A 23,994-nucleotide genomic window follows, 5' to 3' on the forward strand; every position below is an offset into this window, starting at 1 on the left:
ATGACGTCGCTAGACGGAGTGGTGCGTCTAACGATTGCCGACAAGGATCTGGCCGACGAACAACCAGACAAAAGTAAACGTGAGACCGAGTGCAGCGTGGAAAGCATCAACATTCATTGTTCGGGCCTCAATAGAGAGTGAACGGGGGGGTGCGTTTGGCCCGTTCCATGGCCCGAAGCGTCGCGGTATTTAGCGGCGTTCGTTGAGAAAGACACGCCAGTCCCGGCGGTCTACTTAAGAGATCGGCACGTCAGCACAGAAAGTCCTCTGAAAAACACGAACACGGATTCTTTGGCTTAAGCGTTAGCGTTTACCAGCTCTTTCGGTCCGATGCGTCACCTTTCTGGCCCTGATCGATTATCCTGGGTGAACTGCAAAGCCCTGCGGGCATCTGCCATAGGGTTATCTCATCTACTTTTCTTCGTTGTGTTCCGGACATCAATTCCATGGGCATTCGATTTGCTTGCCACGGATGTGGTAAGTCGTTGAACATCAAGCAAGACCTTGCGGGCAAACGCGGCGTTTGCCCGTCATGCTCGATCAAGTTCCGGATTCCCTTAGAAGATGCGCCTCAATCTTCGCCGTTGGTCGATTCGTCAGCCAAGCAGCTTCCCGCTTCAAGGGAACGCGCCTCGGCGATCAACGCATCGCTAGCACCCAACGGTTCGTCGGAATCGTTGAAGGGGTCCTCCAGCGGAAGTAATTCCTCAGTCGCAACTGCTCAGGCAGCTCAGGCAGCTCAGCCCGCCCAGGTTTCTCAGGCGACTCCGGCGGATCTATTGATGGACGATCCTGAGGCGACCTGGTACGTCCGTCCGCCAAGTGGTGGTCAGTATGGGCCAGCGACCTCGGACGTGTTGCGACAGTGGATTGACGAAGGTCGCGTCGCAGCGTCAGCACTGCTGTGGCGAGATGGATGGCCGCAGTGGCGTGCGGCGAGTGAAACGTTACCCGGTTTGGCGACACGTTTCCCCGGTGCGGGAACCGGCGGAGATTCCGGAACGGCGTCACCCTCTAAGTCGGTTGTCGCTGCCAACGGTCATGCGACCACCCCCTCAAATGCTCCCGAGGTTGTGCGATCAGTCACCCCCGACGCCGCATCGCAAGTGCCTTCCCCGATTCCTGCAACGGCCGAACCGCCTTCGTTGAGTGGGCGTGCGGAAGTGGGGACAGTGCGGCGTGAGCGAAATGGCCGTCGAATCATGATGATCGTGCTACTGGCATTTATCGCTTTAGCACTCTTGGGCACGCTGGTTTACTTGATGGTTCGCCCGTAGCGGGATTCGTTTGAACCTGGTTGAGGTCCCTCCCGTACCCGGCTTAGACCCGATTCACTACAGTAGTTGAGCCTGAATCTTCCCCCCAGTTCACTCCACTAGGAGATACCTAATGCTTCGTTCGATCCCGCTATTGATGCTGCTAACCAGTTGTTTCGTCGTCGCGGCCATGTCGCCGGCCTTTGCTGACCCAGCAACCGCTGAAAAGTCAGAAACGGTAAGTGTGTTTGGCGAAGTGACGATGCAGATTCCTGCGGACTTCAAACGCGTCAAACCCCAATCAATGATTCTGGAGCACGAATTCCAAGCTAGCGAAGGTGAAGGCGACGATGCCAAGGTTGCTCGCGTAACCATGATGGCCAGTGGCGGTGGCGTGCAGCCGAACATCGCTCGTTGGAAAGGGCAATTCACCGGCGGTGATGATGCCGCGAAGAAGGTCGAAGTTATGGATGCCGGGCAGTGGAAGATTCACGTGGTCGATACGAACGGAAACTTCTCGGAAAGAATGGGCGGCGGACCGTTTGCTGGCGGAAAAGTAGTCAATCGAAAGGATTACGGCATGACAGGTGCTATCCTTGAAAGCCCCACCGGCAAACTATTCTTCGTCAAGATGATCGGGCCTCAGTCGACCGTCAAAGCGAATCGCGATGCCTTCCTGAAAATGGTTAAGAGCATCGAAAAGTCCGAGTAGTGCCAAGTCGAACTGTCCCATTGGCTCCTTGAATCGTTGCACCCTTTCACCCTGTCTTAGCACTCATGAATATCCAGAGTTTCTTGGAGCACCACGGGATTGTACGAAATCCCTTCGCCGAAGAAGACGCGCAAACCGACCAAGTGTTCAAAGAGCACTGCATCAGTAGCGCGTACCATCCGATTTGGGACAAAGTTTATGGCGATCCCAAGGAGCCATCGACATCGATTGTTTTCGGGCCTAAGGGCAGCGGCAAAACCGCGATGCGATTGCAGATTGATCGTCACCTGCATCGGTACAACGAAGAAAATCCAGGCCAACGCGTGTTCGTCATTCGTTATGACGACTTCAATCCTTTCTTAGATCATTTCTGCGAACGGATGAGTCGTCGGACGAATCGCAAGCCCGAGAAAGTGCTCGACGCTTGGCGGTTGTGGGACCACATGGACGCGATCATGTGCTTGGGAGTAACCCAGCTTGTCGATCGTATCTTGCAGTCCGAAGACGACAATGCACGTGTGGGGAATCCGGTTAGTGCCAAGAGCTTGAAGTCGCTCGACCGCACCTCGGCCCGCGACATGTTGTTGTTGGCGACTGCGTACGATCAATCCACCGCATCCTCTTTTGCGACACGTTGGAACAATCTTCGCCGTAAATTGCGGTACGGTAATTTTGTCACCAAGTTACCGCTGGCGCTGTTGATGGTGAGCTTCTTTGCTTCGATCGGCTTGGTGGCTTGGTTGTTTCTGCGGGACCGTGGTGTGGACGCGGAACCGGTATCGAATCATGTGTTGTGGTTGGTGCCTGGGATTACGTTGTTGGGCGGATTGCCGTACTTCATCAAGACCATCAAGAACCAAATTGCGGCAATTGGGATTCGTCGTCACATGCGAGTGGGCAAACGAGAAATCGGGCCACTTCGGACGGCGCTTCAAGGTATTCCGATGAAAGAACTCGCATCGCAACCGCTGCCTCGCTACGAACGTACTGACGATCGCTACGAATTGCTAAACAAGTTTCGCGCAATCCTCGAACGTCTTGGGTACTCGGGAATCGTAGTGTTGATGGATCGCGTCGATGAACCTCATATGACTGGCGGTAAGGCGGAATTGATGCAGCGATTTGTGTGGCCGATGTTAGACAACAAGTTGCTCAAGCACCCTGGCATTGGATTCAAGTTGTTCTTGCCTCAAGAATTGCACCGCGATATTGAACGCGAGACGCGAGACTTCCATGAGCGCGCTCGCATGGATAAGCAGAACGTGATCCCGGCGTTTCAATGGACCGGCGAAGCTCTCTATGACTTGGCCAGGGCCCGAATGCTGGCGTGTGCGGGCGAGAACAGCACGCCGGAGCCGCGAGATTTGTTCGCTTCCGATGTGAGCTATGAACGGATGCTGTCGGCGTTTCAATCGTTGCGAGTTCCTCGGCATTTGTTTCGGTTCTTGTACCGCGTGTTGGTTGACCATTGCAATCGTCACACGGACGCGCATCCAGATTTCAAGATCAGCGCCGAGACCTTCGAAACAGCGTTGGCGGTGTACACCCGCGATGTGGAAATGTAGATACGGCTTCAGTGAGTCGTTGGGGGCTCAGTGATTGCCAGTGAATCTCGCTGATTGCCAGCGATTCTGAATGGTTGAAGGTGAGCCGCGGTGAGTCTCGTTGAGCCTGGGGGTAAGATGACGAGGGCCGCGTTTTGCTCTCTGGGCTAGGTTTGAGCATGAGAACCAGATAATCGAGGCTCAGCCGATCCGTCATGTTTTGACTGATCGAAGCGGTTTGATTTCTTATCTCGCCGACCTGAGTGTCGAAGCATGCATTCCCAGCTTGCTCGAAACCGGCATTCTGGTAGGCTACCGATTGAAAATCATGGCGTGCGGCGTCTTTTTGCCGTGCGATTTGCTTCCTTATGCCTCGCGGATGCCCGCGAATGGCGAAAAATCATGGAGAATTCACTAGGTGGGTACTAAACGAACGGGAAAAGGTCGGCGAAAAGTTGGGCGGAAAAAACGACGTATGCGAGCCAAAATCCGTCACCGCAAGAAATAATTTTGGCGGGTTTTCCTGGTCAATTTGGCTAGGCTAGAACTCGGTCACCCCAGAATCTGGGATCCAATTTCTGGGACCTTCCCTTTTCCTGCATCAAGCGTTGTATGTCCACCGTCGATTCTGATTCGTCCGACCGTGCTTCGTTGACGCCGCCCGCTGGCGCTTCTGCTCCCAGCGGTGAGGCTGTCTCGGGCAGTGTGGCTGCGCGAAACGCCGCGTCGGCTGCGGCTAACTCAGGTTCCGCCAGCCAAGGCGACGACACTCAAGTCGTGGCTCCGAAGAAGCGCGGAGTGCCCGAGGGAAAATGGGTTCGTTGTCCCGGTTGCGGGTCGACGGTTTACAAAAAAGCTGTTGAGCAGAATCTAAATGTTTGCCCGAAGTGCGAGCATCATTTTTATGTCTCGGCCAAAGAACGGATCATCCAGGTCCTCGACGATGGCACGTTTGAGCCGATGAATGAGCACTTGCGGCCGACGGACCCGCTGGAGTTCTCGGACCGTCGCAAATACGCTGACCGGCTGATCGGCGAACAAAAGCGTACCGGTTTAACCGACGCTGCACTGACCGGCACCGGCATGATCCGAGCTCGACGCGTTGCCATCGCGATTACCGACTCAGCGTTCATCATGGGATCGATGGGCAGTGTGGTGGGCGAACGCTTGGCGAGGTTAATTGAACACGCCACCACTCAGAACTTGCCGCTGATCATCATCAGCGCCTCGGGTGGCGGAGCTCGAATGCACGAGGGCATTCTGTCGCTCATGCAGATGGCAAAAGTCTCCGCTGCTCTGGCTCGTTATGACGAGGCGGGAGGATTGTTCATTAGCGTTCTGACCAATCCAACGATGGGCGGCGTGGCAGCTAGCTTTGCTTCGCTGGGCGACTTGGTTTTCGCTGAACCGAAGGCTTTGATTGGGTTTGCTGGCCCCCGAACGATCAAGGCCACGATCGGGATCGAATTGCCCGAAGGATTCCAAACGAGCGAGTTCCTGCTCGAGCACGGCTACATCGACCGGATCGTGCCGCGCAAAAACCTCAAAACCGAAATTGCCCGCACAATCGACTATTGCGGGAAGTAGCAAGTCGCAACAGCGACTAGGAACAAGGATCTAGGGGTCCGCCAGAGCGTTTTTGTCAGCTTTGTAGTAGACTAGAAGCGTGTGAGTTCGGGCGTTGATGGTCGATCGCTAGCGATACGCGGTTAGTGACCTGCCAGCGAAGATCTGGCTATTCGTGTCCTTTCAGCAGTGACCACAAATACCAGTGACGTTGCTGCTAGTGACACTGTTACCAATGGCCGCATTGTTTGCAGCTCACTGTCGATCGGTTGGGCAACGCTTCTGAAGCGTTGTTTCCTGTTTCCTGTTATCTATCCTCTGATATCTGACGCCAGCCTTCCATGTCCCTATTTGATTCGCTCAAGTCGGCTTTCAAATCTTCCGGTGGTGCGAAGACCACCGGGCGAATCGATGTTGAGGGACGTTTCCATCGCACGCGAACGGCGTTCACGGGAACGATGGCGAACTTCTTCGTCGCCAAAGACCGAATGCACAACGACCGCATGGTTGGCGTAAAAATTCTTGACATCGAAAAATACGAGCTCTTTGAAGCTCGCTTCAAGGGTCTCAACAAACCGACCGAAGGCCAAATTGCGATGTTGATGAAGCATCCCAAGGTGGTCGAGACTTACGAGATTGGTGTTTCGCCTAAAGGCGAACCCGTGATCGTGATGGAATATATCGGCGGCCCGAGTTTGCAAAATATCGTTGTGCAAAAACAAGAGCACCACGTGACCGGCAAGCGTTTGCGGATGATCCGCGACATGGCCGAGGCTCTCAAGTACGTTCATGATCAAGGGTTCATTCACCGCGACATTTGTCCTCGCAATTTCATTTGTACCCCAGACAATACCCTCACCAAGCTAATTGATTTTGGCCTTACCGTGCCTGCGACGGCGCCGTTTATGGTTTCTGGAAACCGCACCGGAACACCCTTGTACATGTCGCCCGAGATTGTCCGTCGTCGTCCCACGGATAAGCGAGTCGATGTGTTCTCGTTCGGGGTAACGTGTTTTTGCTTGGTCGCCTTTGAGCATCCTTGGCAAAGCGAAATGCTCAACGGTCGCGCGGCGTTGCAACATGACACCGCCGATTCGAAGCAACTGGTGGATCTTTGTCCGACGGTTGATCCTCGTTTGGCAAAAGCGATCATGCACGCACTCAATCCGAACGTAGATGATCGGACCGCTAGCATGGACATGTTCTTGCACTCGATCCGAGACGTCAAGCAAACATTCACCGACAAACCCGAAGTCTCGTAGTCGCAAACGCGAAGGGCTGTTATGCAGCGGTACCGCTGTAGGAACTTGGCGGCTAAGTTTGGGAAACAAAGCGTTCGTAGAGTGCTGCGTATATGCCGGATTTTGTCATCAAGTCTTGGTGTTTTCCATGCTCGACGATCCGGCCGTGATCGAATACTAAGATTTGATCTGCTGATTTGATGGTGCTTAGGCGGTGAGCGACGACGATGCTGGTTCGACTTTCAAGCAAACGTCCCAGTGAGTGCTGAATTCGCATTTCGGTCATCGTGTCGACGGCGCTGGTGGCTTCGTCAAGAATTAGGATTCGCGGATCCGCGACCACTGCACGAGCGAAACAAATCAATTGCCGTTGTCCCAGCGACACTCGCCCGCCGCGCGATCCGGCTTGCGTGTCGAGGCCCTCGGGCAGGTCGTCGAGCAGCCATTCACAATCGAGCGATCGCAGCGCCGCGATGGCGTCTTCGATCGTAGCGCCCTCTCGACCGGCAAGAATGTTTTCGCCCACGGTTCCGGTAAACAAGAAGTTTTGCTGAGGCACGACTGATACGACCTTGGCGAGTGATCGCGAAGTGAGTTGTCGAATGTCGTAGCCATCAATCCTTACCACGCCCGAATCGGGTAGGTAATACCGAGCGATCATGTTGGTCAGCGTTGATTTTCCGCTGCCGGTTTCACCAACCAACGCGATCATCGAACCAGCGGGAGCATCGAACGAAATGTCTCGTAGCACATTACGTCCGGGTTCGTATGCAAATGTAACGTTCTCGACCGACAAATCGCCTTGAACGGTTGAGGGTAATTCCGTTGCGTTTTCAACGTCACTCCATTCCGGTTGGGTGTCGAGCAATCGAAATACTCGTTCGGCACCCGCCATCGCAGAGAGCGCTTGATTGTATTGATTGCCAAGCACTTGAATGGGACTGAAGAATAGCCCGACCAGGAACCAGAACTGAATCAAGTCACCGACCGGCATGGGGTCGGCGGCGATGATCGCTCGATAGGCTCCGACGACTAACACTAACCCCATTGAGATTTGACCCGTTAGTTCCAAGAGCGGCATCAAGCGGCCTCCTTCACGCACGGTATTCATGTTGTATTCGGCGTGGTCGCTGGTCAATTCGCGAAACAAATCGGCGTTGACGTCCTCGCGAGCCAAGGCTTGGGTGACTCGGATGACAGCGACCGATTCCGCGATCGTCGATGTGACTCGGCTAAAGCTTTCTTGCATATCACGATAGGCTTGGCTCAGTCGCGACCGCATCACACGTCCGATCAACCACATCACGGGGCTCATGGCGACCACGATGCCCAGTAATGGCTGGTCGTACCAAGCCATCACGATCATCGCGCCGATCATTTGGCCACCTTGAACCAAAGAAACAAACAGCACGTCCTGCACGCCAACTCGAACAGAATCGCAATCACTAGTAATGCGACTAATGATTCGGCCCGTCTTCGTTTTGGCGTAGTACTGCATCGGCATCTTTTGCAGATGCTCGTACACTTGGCCACGTAAATCGTGAACGATAGCTTCGCCTAATTCCAATGCAAATCTTTGTCGATAGACAAAAGTGATCTGCGTGAAGGCAGCTAAGACAAGCACGCCAATCGCGCCGAGAAGAATGGCTGGGAACTGATTGTTTTCACCCATCGTTCCCCGGGTAATCGGACCGTTGATGACTGCGCCGATTGCCCATGCCAGGGCAGGCAATTGCATCGACCGCATGATCACAAGCGCGGTGAGGGTGTTGCGTTTCTTCGCATACGGTCGCATCAATGCCCACAATCGCCGCACCAACGCTAGCGACAGTGGACGCTGTCTTGCTTCGGCATCGGCTTCGGGGTCTCGCACCACGCGGACCATGGGAGGGAATGCTGCGTTGCTCAATTGGTCACCTCAATCCCTTGGCTTTGCGCTACCAATCGATACGGTCCCGTTTGTCGGACAAGTTCAGAGTGCGTCCCTTCTTGGACGATCGATCCGCCTTCCATCACCAACACTCGATCGGCACCTCGCAACGTGCTAAGTCGGTGCGCGACAATTAGCGTGGTTCGGCCTGCTGACGCAGTTTCCATAGCGCACATGATCTCGTGTTCCGTCTCGGGGTCGATCGCGGAGACAGGATCGTCGAGTAGCAGAATGGCCGGGTCCGTCAGGATCGCCCGGGCCAGTGCCAGTCGTTGACGCTGTCCGCCCGAAAGCGACATTCCAAATTCGCCTAGCATTGTGTCGTAACCGTCCGGTGACTCTTCGATAAAATCGTGGGCGGCCGCCAGACGTGCCGCCATCCTGACTTGCTCGCGAGTCGCGCCGGGAACACCAAAGGCAATGTTCGCTCCGATCGTGTTGCTTAGAAGCAGCGGTTCTTGCAGCACCAAACCGACGCTGCGTCGCAGCGTTTTGAGGTCCCATTGTCGTACATCAACGCCGTCCACTTCGACGATACCGCACTGCGGATCAAAAAATCGCGGGATCAAACTCAACAGCGTCGACTTGCCCTGACCCACGGCACCCAAGATCGCAATCCGTTCGCCCGGGCGGATGTGAATGGAAATGTCTTTAAGCACAGGTTGCCCCGTCTGGTATTCGAACCAAACGCTGTGCAAGTCAATCTCGCCCTGAACGCGATCCGGCGTCCAAGGGGAAGCGGGCGGCGAGACTTCCTCGCTTGCGTCGAGCACTTCGAAGACTCGCCGAGCACCCGTCAACGACTCCTGAATCGAACCGGCGAGACCTGAAAGATTTCCCACTTGATTGCTGAATTGTTGCAGTAGGCCAGCGTACACAATCAAACCTGTTCCCAGTGGCAAGACGCCGATGGACGTCAGGTAGCCGCCATAGATCAATAAAATCACCAGATTGACTTGAGTCAGGAATCCAACCAGCGGTCCAAACCGACTCACTTTGGTAAACACTTCTTGTTGCTGATTTTCGACAGCATCGTTGGCCTGATGAAAACGTTTGATTTCCGCTTCCTGGCGACCAAGCGATTTGATCACTGCCACGCCGTCGCTGCTTTCGGCAACTCGAAGGACGAGATCGTCAAGAAGTTGCCGCGTTCGATCGTACATTGGCCGGACAGTTCGCGAAAAACGAATGCTAATCCACCAAATCATCGGAGTCGTAATCAAGCAGGCTATCGTAAGTCCGACGTGAATCCGCAGCATAAAGGTCAGGTACACGACCAATGACATGGCAAGGATCGAGAGTTGTACCAATACGCCGTCAATGAACATTCGAGTAGCTTGGACGTCGCCGGTCACGCGATTGATAATCGTGCCAGCGGGTTGGTCATTGTAGAATCGCAAACTGAGTCGCTGCAGTTTTGCGTACACCTTCGCCCGCAGGTCGACGACAATTTTGCGTTGAACGAGCGTCCCAGATGTAATTGCGTATGCGTAGTTCAAGGCGGCTCGCAGAATCGCAATCACGATCATCGCGACTACCAGTGATACGACTTGTTTCATCGGCGACCAACTCACCGGGAACGTGAATTCCAACGGCAAAGTTGGCAATGTCGTGGTGCTGCCAGCGTGAAAGCGGATCACGTCGATGGCAAGGCCACCCACTTGAACCAGCGTGACAGCCAGCCCCATCAAAATTGCCTGCAACGCCAGCATCGCTGCGCACCAGCCGCGATAGACCCAGGCTAGTTGCAGCAGTCTCAGGACGACCTTGCCGTTGGTCAGCGCGGTGGGGGGCGAATGCTCGTTCAAGTTGGCGATAGCAGCAAAATCGCTGTGTCAGCGTTCAGGTTCGGATCGTCGATGGCGCTCACCCGACGATTGGATTCCGAGTCGAAATAGATTTCCGACTTGATTGCAATTCCTTTCTGATCGCAGAGGTCGCAAACGTCAGCGATCGACGGAAATCGCCGATTGGGCGTATTGAACCAATCGAAGTTGAAGGCTCCGTTGGCCTTGGGTGACCGTCCTCGCATGACATAGTCTTCCCGCAATGCGCGGTACGCGAAATTGGGAAAGCTAACAATCGTATGCTTCCCCACTCGCATCATTTCGTCGAACAGCGATTCGATATTCGCAACCGCTTGGAGCGTTCCGCTTAAGACGACATAGTCAAATTGCCCATCAATGAACGCAGGAAGACCTTGATTTAAGTCATAGTCGATCACATTGAGCCCGCGCTTTGCTGCGCGAACGAGATCGTCTTGGGCGACCTCAACACCGACAAGCCTGTTGTGGCCGCGAGCAGCCAAGGCCGACAAGAGTCGTCCGTCTCCGCAGCCCAGGTCGAGTACCGACGAGTCGGGACTGACCATTTCCAAGATAGCCTCTTCCGCCAACGTTAGTGGCGAGTCAGGATCGCTGAGCGTGCCAAGCTTGGCTTCGATCAAGCCGGCGTATTGGTCGATGTCTTTATCAATTAAGAACGCGTCGTGTCCGGCGTCGGTCGTGATTTCCGCGTAGGTGACCGGTTTACCCAGCGCGGAAAGCGCTTCCACGATGTCTTGCGATTGTCGTGGTGGGAAAAGCCAATCACTGCTGAAAGATATAATCAAGCAATCGCACCGCAAATCGTCAAACGATTCCATTAACTGCAATCGACTTGATCCCAGGTCCAGCAAGTCCATTGCCATCGAGATCGCGACGTAGCTGTTGGCGTCGAACCGAGTGGTGAACTTTTCACCTTGGTGGGCTAGATACGATCCAACGCTGAATCGTTGCTCAAAGATGGAGGCAAATTGGCGAGGGTCATGGCGATCAGGATCAAACTTTGCCTCCATCGCTTGGCTTGATAGGTACGTGATGTGTCCCAGCATCCGGGCGATGGCTAATCCGGTGTCCGGGCGAAGGTCGCTGTCGTAGTATTGTCCGTCGCAAAAATTGGGGTCGGTTTGAATCGCGTTTCTGGCCACTACGTCGAAACCGAGTGCTTGGTTTGTCAACCGTGGCGAGGTAGCGATGGCGATGCAAGTCTGCACTGATTGGGGATAACGAATGCTCCAAATCATCGCTTGATGACCACCGAGTGACCCTCCGATCACGGCGCGAAACGCTTCGATCCCAAGCGAGTCCGCAAGAAGTCGCTGAATCATCACGATGTCACCGATCGTGATGCGAGGGAACTGTGCTCCGTAACGTTGGGGCGGATTACTTCCTGGAATGACATCCGAGGGACCCGTTGTTCCCCGGCACCCACCCAACACGTTCGGGCAAATCACGAAGAAGCGATTCGTATCAATGGGTTTCCCCGGACCAATCAGCCGATCCCACCAACCAGGGTCGTCATCCGCATCGTGTTTGGCCGCGTGCGAGTCCCCCGAGATCGCGTGGCAGACCAAGATGGCGTTGCTGCGATCTTTGTTCAGCGAGCCCCACGTTTCATACGCGCACGTGACGGATTCGAGCTGCCCACCGAGTTCCAGCTCGATGGGGCCGGCGAACTGAATCTCCTTCGCATGGCGCAAAGGAGCAGCAGAGCGAAAGTCGTCGGTGCTGGCGTTGCGGGACGAGGACATGTTGATCAAGAAAAGCGGATTGGTGAAGTCGTCATTGCACATCGCGACGCAGGCACTCAGCGGCAACCAACGAGCTACTCGCGACCAATTCTTGGCACCTAGGCCGACGCGGCCGCCAAGGCTTGTTCCAGGTCAGCGATAATGTCCGAAACGTCTTCCAGTCCGACGGATATGCGAATGTATTCGGGGACGACACCGGCCTTCTTTTGTTCGTCGGTGGTCAATTGCTGGTGCGTTGTGCTTGCTGGGTGAATCACCAAAGTCTTCGCATCGCCAATGTTGGCCAAATGCGAACATAGCTTGCACGAGTTGATGAATTTCTTGCCCGCCTCCATGCCGCCCTTGATTCCGAATCCCATGATCGCACCTTGTCCGTCGGGCAAGTACTTTTGACCGCGAGCGTAGTCTTTGTGGGACGGCAGGCCGGGGTAGTTCACCCATTCGACTTGGTCGTGTGATTCCAAGAACTCAGCGACGGCTTTTCCGTTTTCGCAGTGGCGAGGCATGCGAAGGTGAAGTGTCTCAAGGCCTTGCAAGAACAAGAACGCCGCGAACGGGCTCATCGCTCCGCCCGTATCGCGTAACCAATGCGTACGGATGTGAAGCAGGTAAGCGATGTTGCCCATCGGGCGCAGGTGTTCTTCAAAAACGGCACCATGATAGGAAGGCGACGGACCGCAGAACTCTGGCCACTTTTCAGGTTGATCGGCCCACTTGAAGTTGCCGCTGTCGACGATGGCACCGCCAATGTGAACGCCGTGACCTCCGATGAACTTCGTGGTGCTGTAGATATTGATATCGACGCCGTGTTCGAACGGGCGAAGCAAGAGCGGCGTCATTACCGTGTTGTCGCACAACACGGGGAGCGATCCATGCGGCGCTGAGTGAGCGGCGTCCGAGATAGCTTTGAAATCAGGCACATCGTTCTTCGGGTTGCCAATGCTTTCCATGTACACCAGACGCGTGTTTTCGTCGACGAGCCCATGGATGTCTTGAGGCCGATCCGGATCGAAGAACCGAACTTCGATACCAAGTTGTTTCAACGTTTGGCTGAACAACGTCCAAGTTCCGCCATACAGCGACGTGCTGCTTATGATGTTTTGCCCACTGTGTGCGAGCGTCAACACGGCGGCGGTGATCGCAGCCTGGCCTGAAGCGAAACATAACCCGGTGACTCCACCGTCGAGTGCTGCCAAACGCTTTTCAAGAACGTCAACGGTAGGGTTCATCAGCCGGCTGTAGATGTTGCCGAACTCGGTGAGTCCAAACAACGCAGCCGCATGATCGGTATCGTTGAAAGTGAAGCTGGTCGTGGCATAGATTGGCACAGCACGACTGTTCGTGGTGGGATCGGGGACTTGTCCGGCGTGCAAAGCTTTGGTGCCAAGTTTCATGTTCTCAGGCAATGAAGAATCGCTCATCAGGGTCCAATCTGTGTTTGGCAGGGAGGTAAATCAAGAACGCAAAGCGTAACGTTTCAATGCAAGAGTTACCATCACGCGACACCGCGATCTGGCTATGGTTGATTGCCCAGTTGAACCGTTGGGGATCAGCTTTCTTTGGCGAAATCGACACGGCGCCGCTTGCGTCCCCGTCCAATCACGGCGTACGCCCATTCGCTTTGCATCGGTTCATCGCTGCCGGCGAACTCACGAATGAGCCATCCACGACGGGCGGCGGGGGATCCGGCCGGTGGCGATCGCCGACGGCGGTCAATTTGCTCGGCAGTGACGAGGCGTAAGTCGGGCCGCGATTCCATCAGCATCGAGTAGTAGCCCTCTTCAGAGAGCTCGTGATACCTCAGGTCAACTTTCTTTCGATCGGTCCAATGAGCCTCTTCACCGAGCGAGTCGATCAGATTTCGTTTGGTTAACCAATCTACTCGGCCGATCGCCATGTCGATGTCGTTGGCGTTTTGTCGAAACGCGTTTGCTGCATCAAACAATTCTTGCCAGCGATATAGCACTAGCTTGGCGTCACCGAGCATGTTTGCCGGCGCATCGTCAACAAACCGCTTGGCCAAATTGAGATACACCTTTTGGATGTCCAATGCCGTCATCTCGCCACGGCTGGTAGGGACCCGAGAAACCAAGTTCCAGTCCGACGAGATCCGGTGCAGCGATTCGACCGGTTGGCGAATGATCGGCAGGCCTTCCACGTAGCCACATTCGATCATATCGAGCACGAGTGACACCGAAGCCACTTTCACGTACTCGGCCAAATCGGACATGTTGGAATCCGATAATCCGATTTGCAGTCGTTGCCGTTTGGCAAACATGCTGCGCGTCGATGTCAGCGAGAGAAAGGATTTCGCGCAAAACTGAGCCAACCAATGTCCGAACACAAAGATCGGTCGCTCGCCGCGAAAGCCGCCCATATGAGAAACCGAATCAATCGCCATCGCTTTCGGGCTGAGATGATAACAACCGTCGGGATCAAGGTTGCCTGCCCCGCATAGTGCGACGCGTGAAATCAACATCGGAGCTAAATAATGCCGTTGTTTGCGAAATGCAATGTGTTTGGCGACAAACCCCAGCACCAGCACCGTCGGTAAATGAACGAGGCGAAGCGAATGGATCAACAGCCCCGAAACCCAAGTCGGCAAACTCGCCAGGACATCTCGATTGTCTAGTGGTAACGGGTCGTCGTCAAAATCGTGGAATTCTGTTTCCTGGGCGAGTTTGTCTTTGCGCGATTTAAGTAACCGAGAGATGCCGACCAGCGAGATAAGAACCAACATGATTGGCATTGCCACCATCAAGCTGATCACTTGCATGCACCAGAGCAGAGCAATGAAGCCTCGGTACACGACTAGCAACCAACCTGTGGCCACTTCGGCTTCGTAGTTTTCCTGGCAGCCGTAAACGTGCCCCAAAGCATCACTGCTGTTTTTCAGAATCCGCAAATCAAAACTGGTCTCTGAATCAAACGTAGCTTCCGAAGCAAGTTCGTCGATTGATCGCTGGCAGGAAAGCAGTTCAGTTGGATTGCGAACCTCGGGTGTGGCGATTTCAACCAAACCACCTGGCGCTGAGTGCATGGAAGGATGCGATTCGAACGAGATCGCGCCTCCACTGGCCAAAAACAATTGTTCGCTATCGAACAGTCCGCCAACGGTGGGTTGATCGCGCTGGACCGCTTCACAGATTTGTTCAAAGACCAAGCGGGCTGGCGGAAGATCTTCGCGATCGAGGTTCTGTGGGTCGTTAACCAGAGTCGCGTACTCGGTTTCGAGCCCAATCAGGCGAGACACCAGCGGACGATCGAGCCGGAACGCTTTGGCTTTACGGCTACCCGATCGAACGGTGTCGCGATCATTGCCGGTTGGGTCACTCCCCGGGGCGCTGGTGTCGCTAACCCCATCCTTCTGACTACCAGCGTTCTGATCGCCAGCGTTCTGGTCACCAGCATTGGGCTCACCAGCGGCTTTACCTTCGCCGGGATGATCCGTGGCGGTCTGATCGTCGGGAGGCAAGCGCGAATCGTCAGACATCGAATCAGGTCGACCAGGAGCGGCCAAGTGAGTTTGGGGGGCTATTGGGGATCGGGCAATCGTGCGTTCATTGTAGCGAGCGATTTCCCCGAGCCGATTGACAAATTCAGGGACATTCCAAGAACAGCACTTGTTTCGATATTATCTAGCTCTGCGACAAATGCGAGAACCTTCGTTTCCCTCCGCTGGAGTGCCCTGAAACTGGATTCTCGCCAGTCACGGAATTCTTGTCGCACCGTCCTCCACGCTACTAAACAGCACTTTGCTCCTATGAAAACTGACGAACTTCGCGAAAAGTACCTTGCCTTCTTTGAATCAAAGGGCTGCACCCGGTGCCCCAGCGACGTCCTGGTACCCGCCTGGGACCACTCTGTTCTCTTCACGCCGGCTGGCATGAATCAGTTCAAGGATCACTTTCTGGGCAAAGTGAAGCTCGACTTTACCTCGGCGACGACCTGCCAAAAATGTCTCCGCACCGGCGACATCGACAATGTTGGACGGACAGCGTTCCACCACACGTTCTTCGAAATGTTGGGCAACTTCAGCTTTGGCGACTACTTCAAGGAAGAAGCGATCCACTGGGCTTGGGAGTTCCTGACTGACAAAAAATGGCTAGGCATCCCTGGGGACCGCCTGAGTGTGACCGTCTACAAGGATGACGATGAGGCGCATTCGATTTGGCACGAAAAGATCAAGCTGCCCGAATCTCGCATCAACCGCATGGACGAGGACGAGAACTTTTGGCCCGCGTCGGCACCTAGCGAAGGCCCCGACGGTGTCTGTGGTCCGTGCAGTGAAATTTATTACCACCTGGAAGATGGCAGTGATGTCGAGATTTGGAATCTCGTGTTCACTCAGTTCAATCGAACCGGGAACCCGCCGGACAATTTGTTGCCGTTGCCAAGCAAGAATATCGACACCGGCATGGGGCTTGAACGCACCGCGAGCGTCTTGCAAGGTGTTCCCACGAACTTTCACATCGATAGCTTGTTCCCGATCGTCGAAGCGGCCGCGGATGTTTGTGGGGTGAAGTACGTTTACGACAGTGACAATGGTCGGCGACTACGCCGGATCACCGATCATGCTCGCGCGAGTGCCTTTACGATTCACGAGAATGTGTACCCGGGTGCCAAGGATGCTCGTTATGTGATTCGACGATTGATTCGTCGTGCGGTCTTGGACGGATATCAAATGAAGCTTCGCGAGCCATTCCTTTACAAGCTTGTGGAAGCGGTCGCTAATGCTTCAAAGGCTGCCTACCCAGAGCTTTCGCAAACTACGACTCGAGTTGCCGAGGCGATTGAGGCCGAAGAAAAGGCGTTCTTCGATACGATCGATGGCGGCATGAAGCGAATCGAAAAACTGTTCACTCATATGAAGAGCGAATCGCAGGCGATGGTGCCCGGTGACGACGCAGCGGACCTGCAAAAAACCTATGGCGTGCCACCTGAATTAGTCCAAACGCTTGCGGCCGAGCAAAACTTTACGTTTGACTGGGAAGGCTATCGCAAATCGATGGACCAGCACAGCATCGACAGCGGTGCCGGTCAAGTTGCGTTATTCCAAACCGGTCCCCTCGAAACGTTGAAGGAATCTCTTCGCGAAACGCCTTTCATCGGCTATGAACACACGTCCGCCAAAGCCATCGTCAAGGGCATCATCACGGGCGATGATGACAAGGATGACGACGGGCAATTGCTTTCCCATCTTGATCGCCCCAGTGATAACCCGATGCGAATCGTGCTCGATCACTCTCCCTTTTACGGTGAATCGGGTGGCCAAGTTGGCGATTGTGGCGTGATTGAAAACGATGACTTTACCTTCGAAGTTCGCGACACCCAACGACATGCCTCGTTGATCGTTCATCACGGCAGGCTCGTCCGCGGTGCGATCCACGAGGGTGATCAATGCGAAGCCAAGGTTGACGTCGAAAATCGAACGGCGTTAGCCCGTGCTCACTCGGCCACGCACATTCTGCATCATGCACTGCACCATCACGTTGGTCGTCATGCTGAACAACAGGGGTCCAAGGTCGAAGCTGACCGGCTGCGTTTCGACTTTACGAATCCAAAGGCCATTCCAGACGATATTTTGGCCAAAATTGAAACCGACGTTCTTGCCAAGGTGTCAGACGCCGAGCCGATTCGATGGGACACCGTGTCACTTGCCGAGGCTCGCGAAGCCGGCGCGATGATGTTGTTCGGCGAAAAATACCCGGACCCATGTCGAATGGTATCGATGGGTACTTTTAGTCGCGAGCTTTGTGGTGGCACGCACTTGACCAACACCTCGCAAGTCCAGGCGTTCGAAGTCGTCGTTGAAGAATCGGTTTCCACTGGAACACGCCGGATCGAAGCCCTCACGGGTGCCCGAGCCGAAGAACACCGTGCTCAGACTCGCGAACTATTGTCGCTGGTTGCTTCCAAACTTGGTTGTCAGCCCGGCCAAGCACTTGATGCACTCGTTGCATTGACGGACGACGTGAAAACGTTGAAGAAGGAACTGTCATCCGGAAAGGCTGGCAAGCATTCCGATACGTTCCAATTCAAGGGCGGCAAATCAACGACTGACACCAACGACTATCAAGCCGTTCGCACTGCCGTGCGAGCGATCACCCGCCGATTGAATGTTTCCATTGGCGACGTGGGCGATCGCATTGATGCCTTGTTGGCTGATCGCGAAAAGCTAGTCGGTGAATTGAAAACCGCCAGCGAAGGTGACAAGGTTTCGATTGATGATTTGATCGCAAGTGGTGAAACGGTCGACGGTACTTTGGTGGTCGTGACTGAAGTCTCTGGTGGCAATCCCAACCTGATGCGTGGATGGATTGATCAAATTCGCAAGAAGTCCAACGGTGATTCAGCGGTGCTTCTGGCATCTGTCGCCGATGGCAAGGTAGTGCTTGTTGGTGGTTTAAGCCACTCGCTGGTCGAACGAGGCTTGAAGGCGGGGGAATGGGTTGGTGCTGCAGCGAAAGCGGTTGGCGGCGGTGGCGGAGGTCGTCCCGACATGGCTCAAGCCGGCGGCAAAGATCCGGCGAAACTTCCAGCGGCCCTCGAAGAAGCGATGGCGTCGATGAAGGCGAAGTTGACCGCGTAAGTGAACCGGCAAGTCGCCGCGGCGAGGCGTGGAATCGCTGCGGCGAATGTCGAAGGATTAGCGCGAAGCCTAAATCAACACTCGGCGCTTTATAGACGCGAACCTGTAAGATCGACGCGGCCCCAAGAACCGGGCGTGTCGATAGCTACGTTGTGTACTCGGAGTTGAAGTTTACGTAGTCGTTCGTTAGATCGCTCGCCCAGTATTTCGCCGATGCACCCGTTTTGCCGACGGCTAATTCGATCAGGACTTCCGATGAAGCCTTCATTGCCTGACTAAGAGCTTTGGCATCGAACGGCAACGGGGTTCCGTTCTCGTAGATCAACGTGCCACAGATCTTTAGCGATGTTTGTTTGGGATTGATCGTTGGGCCCGCGTACCCCGCAGCGGAAACGATGCGTCCCCAGTTCGGGTCGCCGCCGGTGATCGCACACTTGACCAAGGGGCTCGCTGCAATCGTTTTTGCGATCAGAGTCGCGTCGGTGTCGCTGGCGGCGCCAGAAACTTCGATCGCTAGCACGTGAGTACAGCCTTCGCCATCGGCAACCAGCAGTTTGGCTAAGCGGATGCAGACATCATTTAACGTTTGCTGGAAGGTTGAAAGGTCGTCGCCGGAAAGTGATTCGCCCTCTCCGCTAGAGATCAGCAATAGCGTGTCATTGGTGCTCGTGTGTCCGTCAACGCTGACGCGATTAAAGCTCTCGTCGGCTGCCATCTTCAACGCAAACTGACAAGTGTTTTCGTCCAACGGTGCGTCGGTGATCACGACGCTAAGCATTGTCGCCATGTTAGGCGAAATCATTCCTGCGCCTTTGGCCATCGCGGCGATCTTGTAGGTGTTCTTGCCGATCGTAACGTTACCCCATTGGACTTTTCGGAAAGCGTCGGTGGTCATGATCGCGGTCGCGGCGGCACTGAATGCTTCGGCTCCCGCGGCAAGTTTTCCGTACGCATCGACCGTCCCGGCGGCGACTTTTTCCATCGGAAGTTGGTGGCCAATTACCCCGGTACTCATCACAAGCACGTCGTCGGCGCGACATCCGACATGATCGGCGACGATTTGTGTCATTCGCGCGGCATCCTGATCCCCTTGATCGCCGGTGCACGCGTTGGCATTGCCGCTATTGATAACCACGCCGCGAAAACTGCTGGTGGGTGTTCGGCTGCGGCATAGGACGACCGGCGCGGCGACAATTTGATTGGTGGTGTAGACGCCCGCAGCAACGGCAGGTCGGTCCGTAACGATCAGTGAAACGTCGGGTTTGCCGCTTGCTTTGATTCCTGCTTTGACGCCTGCAAAGCGAAAGCCCTGCGGCAGAACGTCGTCAGCGAGGTCGGAAGTTTCAGGAGCATTGGTATTTGCGGTCATAATGGGGAGACCTGTTCAAGCGAAAAAGTGTCTACTGGGCATCGAATTGACGTTGCCGAATAATGGAACAACCCGGCGAGCGTACGAAAAGCCCGCCAAGACCACTTCAGCAAGAGAATCGCGTTTGAATCGTCTGCCAGAATCCGAAACTCTGCCCCCACGTCCTACGGAATCGGTATCGACAGATGCGTCTGCATCGATCGTGGTCACGACCGGTTTGACGAAGCGATACGGTGATTTCGAAGCATTATCGAAATGCAGCGTTCAGGTCACTCGTGGCGAAATATTCGGGTTGCTGGGGCCTAATGGTGCCGGCAAGACCACGCTGATTCGGTTGTTGTTGGGGTATCTACAGCCAACCGAAGGCGAGATTTCAGTCGATGGATTTGATCCTCGAGTGGACGGGGTATCGCTGCGAGAGCGTGTGGCTTACTTGCCTGGTGACGCTCGCTTGCCCCGGCATATGCGAGGACGCAGCGTTTTGAAGTTCTTTTCCGAAATGCATCCTCACGGCAGCCTCGAGCGGAGCTTGGCGGTCGCCGAAACGTTGGAACTCAACATTGCTACTCGTGTCGCTTTCATGTCGACCGGGATGCGCCAGAAGCTTGCGCTTGCAGTTGTCTTTGGCGTTCATACTCCCTTGTTGATATTGGACGAGCCAACGGCAAACTTGGATCCCACCGTTCGTGCTGCCGTGCTAGATTTGGCGATGGAGGCGCGGGACCAAGGGCGGACGGTGATGTTTTCGTCGCACGTGCTAAGCGAAATCGAAGAAACTTGCGACCGAGTAGTGTTTCTTCGCAAAGGGCACCTCGCTCACCAATTAACGATGGATGACTTGTTTCAACGCCATCGAATTACAGCGGATTGGCCGGCAAACCCGCTGCAAGTTCCTGAGGCATTGGCCGGGCTTGTCAAACTTTCGGTTCGCGAACGTCGGGGCGGCAAGACGCTTTGCATCGACACCCAAGGCGATTTAGCTCCGCTGCTTTCATGGGTCGATTCGCTATCGCTAAACCACGTTCGTATTGAACCGTTGGGATTGCGAGCGGTCTATGACAGCGTGCACCTGGGAACGAAGTTCGATGCGACGACAACATCCGGCACCAGTGAGGTGGCGATTTGATCAATCGAATCTTGATTCGTAAGTACATCGGCCAATCTCTGCTGCTGTTTCTGTCCTGCGGTGTGGCGCTGTTTGCGTTCGCGTGGGTCCGAGTTTGGGTGGTGAGCTTCCTGGATATGGGGCAATTCCAAACGATCCTCGAACAGTTTCGCGAATTCGAAAAGTTCGCGCCGATCAAATTTGATGCTTTGTTTACCTACGGCGGCCGAGTGGGCATGACGTACGACGAACCCATCGTGATTTTATGCACCGTGATCTGGTGCATTTCCCGAGGCAGCGATGTCGTTAGTGGTGAATTAGGACGCGGCACGATGGAAATGATTCTGTCACAACCCATCACCCGGCGGACGTTGTTGCTTTCTCACGCCACGGTTTCCATTGCTGGACTGGCAATGCTATGCCTGTTGGTCTGGGCGGGCATTTGGGTGGGGGTCAACGCGACAAGCGTCGAAGAGTCTTTGCCGGCACCTACCTTCCGGGTGCCGATCGTCAACATTGATATTCCGCTGACCGTGAATGAGCCGCAGACTCAAACTGTCTTGCTGGCCGAACGAGTGGACGTTCGCACCTACGCTGCGTCGACGTTCCATCTGTTTTCGTTTGGGTTCTTCTTGCTGGGTTTGGCGACAATGTTATCGTCGCTTGATCGCTATCGTTGGCGAACGGTCGGCCTTGTCGTTGGGTTTTATGTACTGCAGGCCGTGATGTTTGGGTTGGGCAAAGCCGCACCCGCACTAGAATGGCTTTTGTCGCTCACCTTTTTCAGTTGTTACAAACCACAAAAGGTGACATTGCTTGCGTCGGATGAGGGCTTGGCGGCACCTTGGAGCTTGACCGAGCCGTTGTCGGAATGTGTGTCACCACCCTTGGTTTATCCGTTGATCCTGATCGGACTGGGGTTGGCGTTTTACATTGCTGCGGCTCAGATTTTCACCAAACGGGACCTGCCAGCACCACTGTAAAGCGGGATTTCGCTGTCTAAACCGAAGTTCCGTCGGGACGGTAAAATAGATAGGATACAGGCTCCCTGCTGGTCCTTACTTACCTTGTTTGCTAGCAACCATTACCGCTGTGAGCCTGATCTGTGGCGAAAACGAATAATACGGCTGATCCCTTGGATTCTGAATCAAAGACGCTCACTCCCGCCCAAACTCGCGCTGAGTCGTTCCGAATTGCCGCAGGTCGCGAAACGATCGAGGCGTTTGTGGTCGCGTTCATCTTAGCGCTTTTGTTTCGAGCATTCTTGGCAGAGGCGTTTGTCATCCCCACTGGGTCGATGGCGCCTACTTTGATGGGGGCTCACAAAGACATTTTCTGTGACCGTTGTGGATACAACTTTCGCGTCGGGGCGAGTCGTGAACGAGCCGACGGAAATTCGGTCGTTGTTGTCGGTGGGATATGTGCGAATTGCCGACACGTCAACTCCATGGACTTGGCGAGCAATTCCGATCACGCGACTTTCAACGGTGACCGCATCTTGGTCAATAAGTTCAGCTATGTGTTGGGCGATCCTGAACGCTGGGACGTGATTGTTTTCAAGTTTCCGGGAAATCCGAAACAAAACTACATCAAGCGATTGGTAGGCTTGCCCAACGAGACGTTAACGATTCTGCATGGTGATGTTTATGCTCGCGAAACAGGCACCGACGACCGTCCTGAAATTTTGCGGAAGCCGCCGAGCACGCTATTGGCAATGAGTCATCTCGTTTACGACACCGACTATCAGTCCGAGATGTTGATTAACGCGGACTACCCCAGTCGCTGGCAATCTTGGACTGAAAACGCTACGGAACCTCCGACGGATTCGTGGAAGGTCAATCAAAGCGTCGATGGTGTTCTCGCTACGGTGACCGCAAGTGACGAACCAAAGTGGCTGCGTTATTTCCATCACTTCCCCGACGATGAACAATGGGCTGATGCCGCGGCGGGCGTTTCGCTGGCCGATGCTAATCCCTACCAAACGCGGGCGATTACTGACTTCTACACTTACGATTCCTACATTCAAGCTCCGTTCTCGTATGTCTTTGCGAACGCGGGATCCGGTGGGGCTCAAGGTAGTGGCTATTTTTCGGGTCTGTCCTTCAATCCTCGTTATCAAAGCGGCGAGGGCCCCGAACAATTCGGCGGTGCGACGACATGGGGAGGCATGGATTCGGGAGACCAGCAACTCGGACGCGATGGCATGCATTGGGTTGGTGACCTGATCGCGGGATTGGACATTGAAACCACCTCGGATGCCAAAGAACTTGTGCTCGAATTGGTGGAAGCAGGGGTTCGCCATCAGTGTCGGTTTGATTTGACATCGGGATCGGCATCGCTTTCGATCATTGATTTCGAAGGCAATCCGCAGCGATTTGACACTGCAGAGGAAAGCGATAAGGCGAACGCTTCACCCACCGCAATGACGTCAGTCCAAGCGGGCTCGCGGCATCATATTCGCTTTAGCAATTGCGATGACCAGATTTTGCTTTGGGTGGATGAAAAGGTTGTAACCTTCGACGCACCGACAACTTTTCAAGCTGGATCCTTTCGTAAAATTTCCGACGATCGTCCTCGCATAACGTTAGCTCACCCACTTGATGCTTCGCCCGTTGGGATTGCCGTTCGCGGTGGTTCGTCAACCATTCGGCACCTTCAGGTGCTGCGGGACAAGTATTACATCTCGACCGAAAGTAGTCGTTTCGGCGGCATTTTTGACTACGACCGCAATCAACTCTCGCAATTGACCGGACGTGGAATGAGCCAGCGTCAGATTCAAGATGTGCTTGCTGACCCGACTCAGTGGGACAGCTTTGCGGGATGGCAAACCCGCCGCGAAGTTTCGTTTGAGCTGCAAGCAGATCAGTTTTTTCCAATGGGTGACAACAGCCCCGAAAGTCTCGATGCAAGATGTTGGGCAGGCACAAAGGCTCAAACACCGATGCCTCGCGACGTCAATCGAGACGCCTGGAAGTGGGGCGATGTTTCTTATGTACCAAGAGACTTGTTAGTCGGGCGTGCCGTGGTGGTGTTTTGGCCGCACTCTTGGAATTCGCCTGTACCATTTACTCCTAATTTCAAACGCATGAAATTGATCCGATAACGGGA

General features: G+C 54.6%; 15 protein-coding genes. 9 read left to right on the forward strand and 6 right to left on the reverse strand.

Features of this window, described 5'->3' with window-relative positions; genetic code table 11:
* Positions 1-446 precede the first annotated feature (446 nt).
* The 5 genes from Pla22_RS11435 to Pla22_RS11455 all read left to right on the forward strand — a co-directional run bounded on the left by Pla22_RS11435 (position 447) and on the right by Pla22_RS11455 (position 6,340).
* Positions 447-1,277, forward strand: a complete 831-nt coding sequence (locus Pla22_RS11435; protein WP_146514727.1) for a DUF4339 domain-containing protein — start codon at positions 447-449, stop codon at positions 1,275-1,277.
* A 112-nt stretch (positions 1,278-1,389) separates the two neighbouring features.
* A complete protein-coding gene (locus tag Pla22_RS11440; protein ID WP_146514728.1) occupies positions 1,390-1,968 on the forward strand; it encodes a hypothetical protein in 579 nt (192 codons plus the stop codon).
* Positions 1,969-2,033: 65 nt separating this feature from the next.
* Positions 2,034-3,533, forward strand: coding sequence for a hypothetical protein (locus Pla22_RS11445; protein WP_146514729.1), 1,500 nt, complete (start codon positions 2,034-2,036; stop codon positions 3,531-3,533).
* A gap of 591 nt (positions 3,534-4,124) precedes the next feature.
* Entirely contained in the window at positions 4,125-5,099 is a 975-nt protein-coding gene (gene accD / locus Pla22_RS11450) for an acetyl-CoA carboxylase, carboxyltransferase subunit beta (RefSeq protein ID WP_146514730.1), read from the forward strand.
* Positions 5,100-5,419: 320 nt separating this feature from the next.
* On the forward strand, positions 5,420-6,340 hold the full coding sequence (locus Pla22_RS11455; RefSeq protein WP_146514731.1) for a serine/threonine protein kinase: 921 nt from the start codon (positions 5,420-5,422) through the stop codon (positions 6,338-6,340).
* Between the two features lie 52 nt (positions 6,341-6,392).
* Here Pla22_RS11455 and Pla22_RS11460 read toward each other — a convergent pair whose 3' ends face one another.
* The 5 genes from Pla22_RS11460 to Pla22_RS11480 form a co-directional block, all read right to left on the reverse strand.
* Positions 6,393-8,228, reverse strand: coding sequence for an ABC transporter ATP-binding protein (locus tag Pla22_RS11460; protein ID WP_207310335.1), 1,836 nt, complete (start codon positions 8,226-8,228; stop codon positions 6,393-6,395).
* Positions 8,225-10,057 carry an ABC transporter ATP-binding protein gene (locus tag Pla22_RS11465; protein WP_207310336.1) on the reverse strand — a complete coding sequence of 611 codons (1,833 nt, stop codon included), beginning with the start codon at positions 10,055-10,057 and terminating at the stop codon, positions 8,225-8,227. The genes Pla22_RS11460 and Pla22_RS11465 overlap by 4 nt, the downstream gene beginning before the upstream one ends.
* On the reverse strand, positions 10,054-11,820 hold the full coding sequence (gene metX / locus Pla22_RS11470; protein ID WP_146514732.1) for a homoserine O-acetyltransferase MetX: 1,767 nt from the start codon (positions 11,818-11,820) through the stop codon (positions 10,054-10,056). Before metX ends, Pla22_RS11465 begins: the two co-directional genes overlap by 4 nt.
* 98 nt (positions 11,821-11,918) lie before the next feature.
* The gene (locus tag Pla22_RS11475; protein WP_146514733.1) at positions 11,919-13,241 is read right to left on the reverse strand and encodes an O-acetylhomoserine aminocarboxypropyltransferase/cysteine synthase family protein; all 1,323 of its coding nucleotides are present in this window, start codon (positions 13,239-13,241) and stop codon (positions 11,919-11,921) included.
* A gap of 128 nt (positions 13,242-13,369) precedes the next feature.
* On the reverse strand, positions 13,370-15,313 hold the full coding sequence (locus Pla22_RS11480) for a proteasome accessory factor PafA2 family protein (protein ID WP_146514734.1): 1,944 nt from the start codon (positions 15,311-15,313) through the stop codon (positions 13,370-13,372).
* Between the two features lie 270 nt (positions 15,314-15,583).
* Here Pla22_RS11480 and alaS point away from each other — a divergent pair, with 270 nt between their 5' ends.
* A complete protein-coding gene (alaS, locus tag Pla22_RS11485) occupies positions 15,584-18,412 on the forward strand; it encodes an alanine--tRNA ligase (protein ID WP_146514735.1) in 2,829 nt (942 codons plus the stop codon).
* 145 nt (positions 18,413-18,557) lie between these two features.
* Here the strand turns inward: alaS and argJ are convergent, their stop codons facing one another.
* Complete coding sequence (argJ, locus tag Pla22_RS11490) at positions 18,558-19,781, reverse strand: bifunctional glutamate N-acetyltransferase/amino-acid acetyltransferase ArgJ (protein WP_146514736.1); 1,224 nt, start codon at positions 19,779-19,781, stop codon at positions 18,558-18,560.
* A gap of 124 nt (positions 19,782-19,905) precedes the next feature.
* Between argJ and Pla22_RS11495 the strand changes: the two genes are divergently transcribed.
* The 3 genes from Pla22_RS11495 to lepB all read left to right on the forward strand — a co-directional run bounded on the left by Pla22_RS11495 (position 19,906) and on the right by lepB (position 23,989).
* Positions 19,906-20,907: an ABC transporter ATP-binding protein gene (locus Pla22_RS11495; RefSeq protein WP_390620250.1), complete on the forward strand. Its 1,002-nt coding sequence runs from the start codon at positions 19,906-19,908 to the stop codon at positions 20,905-20,907.
* Positions 20,904-21,869 (forward strand): ABC transporter permease subunit, encoded by a 966-nt coding sequence (locus Pla22_RS11500; protein ID WP_146514738.1) that lies wholly within the window; start codon positions 20,904-20,906, stop codon positions 21,867-21,869. Before Pla22_RS11495 ends, Pla22_RS11500 begins: the two co-directional genes overlap by 4 nt.
* Positions 21,870-21,991: 122 nt before the next feature.
* Positions 21,992-23,989 (forward strand): signal peptidase I, encoded by a 1,998-nt coding sequence (gene lepB / locus Pla22_RS11505; RefSeq protein ID WP_165440607.1) that lies wholly within the window; start codon positions 21,992-21,994, stop codon positions 23,987-23,989.
* Positions 23,990-23,994: the final 5 nt, after the last annotated feature.

Source organism: Rubripirellula amarantea, from assembly GCF_007859865.1.
GTDB lineage: Bacteria > Planctomycetota > Planctomycetia > Pirellulales > Pirellulaceae > Rubripirellula > Rubripirellula amarantea.

Coding starts and splice junctions, on each gene's coding strand:
- Pla22_RS11435 (WP_146514727.1), top strand. CDS start 447: ATGGGCATTCGATTTGCTTGCCACGGATGTGGTAAGTCGTTGAACATC.
- Pla22_RS11440 (WP_146514728.1), top strand. CDS start 1,390: ATGCTTCGTTCGATCCCGCTATTGATGCTGCTAACCAGTTGTTTCGTC.
- Pla22_RS11445 (WP_146514729.1), top strand. CDS start 2,034: ATGAATATCCAGAGTTTCTTGGAGCACCACGGGATTGTACGAAATCCC.
- accD (WP_146514730.1), top strand. CDS start 4,125: ATGTCCACCGTCGATTCTGATTCGTCCGACCGTGCTTCGTTGACGCCG.
- Pla22_RS11455 (WP_146514731.1), top strand. CDS start 5,420: ATGTCCCTATTTGATTCGCTCAAGTCGGCTTTCAAATCTTCCGGTGGT.
- metX (WP_146514732.1), bottom strand. CDS start 11,820: ATGTCCTCGTCCCGCAACGCCAGCACCGACGACTTTCGCTCTGCTGCT.
- Pla22_RS11475 (WP_146514733.1), bottom strand. CDS start 13,241: ATGAGCGATTCTTCATTGCCTGAGAACATGAAACTTGGCACCAAAGCT.
- Pla22_RS11480 (WP_146514734.1), bottom strand. CDS start 15,313: ATGTCTGACGATTCGCGCTTGCCTCCCGACGATCAGACCGCCACGGAT.
- alaS (WP_146514735.1), top strand. CDS start 15,584: ATGAAAACTGACGAACTTCGCGAAAAGTACCTTGCCTTCTTTGAATCA.
- argJ (WP_146514736.1), bottom strand. CDS start 19,781: ATGACCGCAAATACCAATGCTCCTGAAACTTCCGACCTCGCTGACGAC.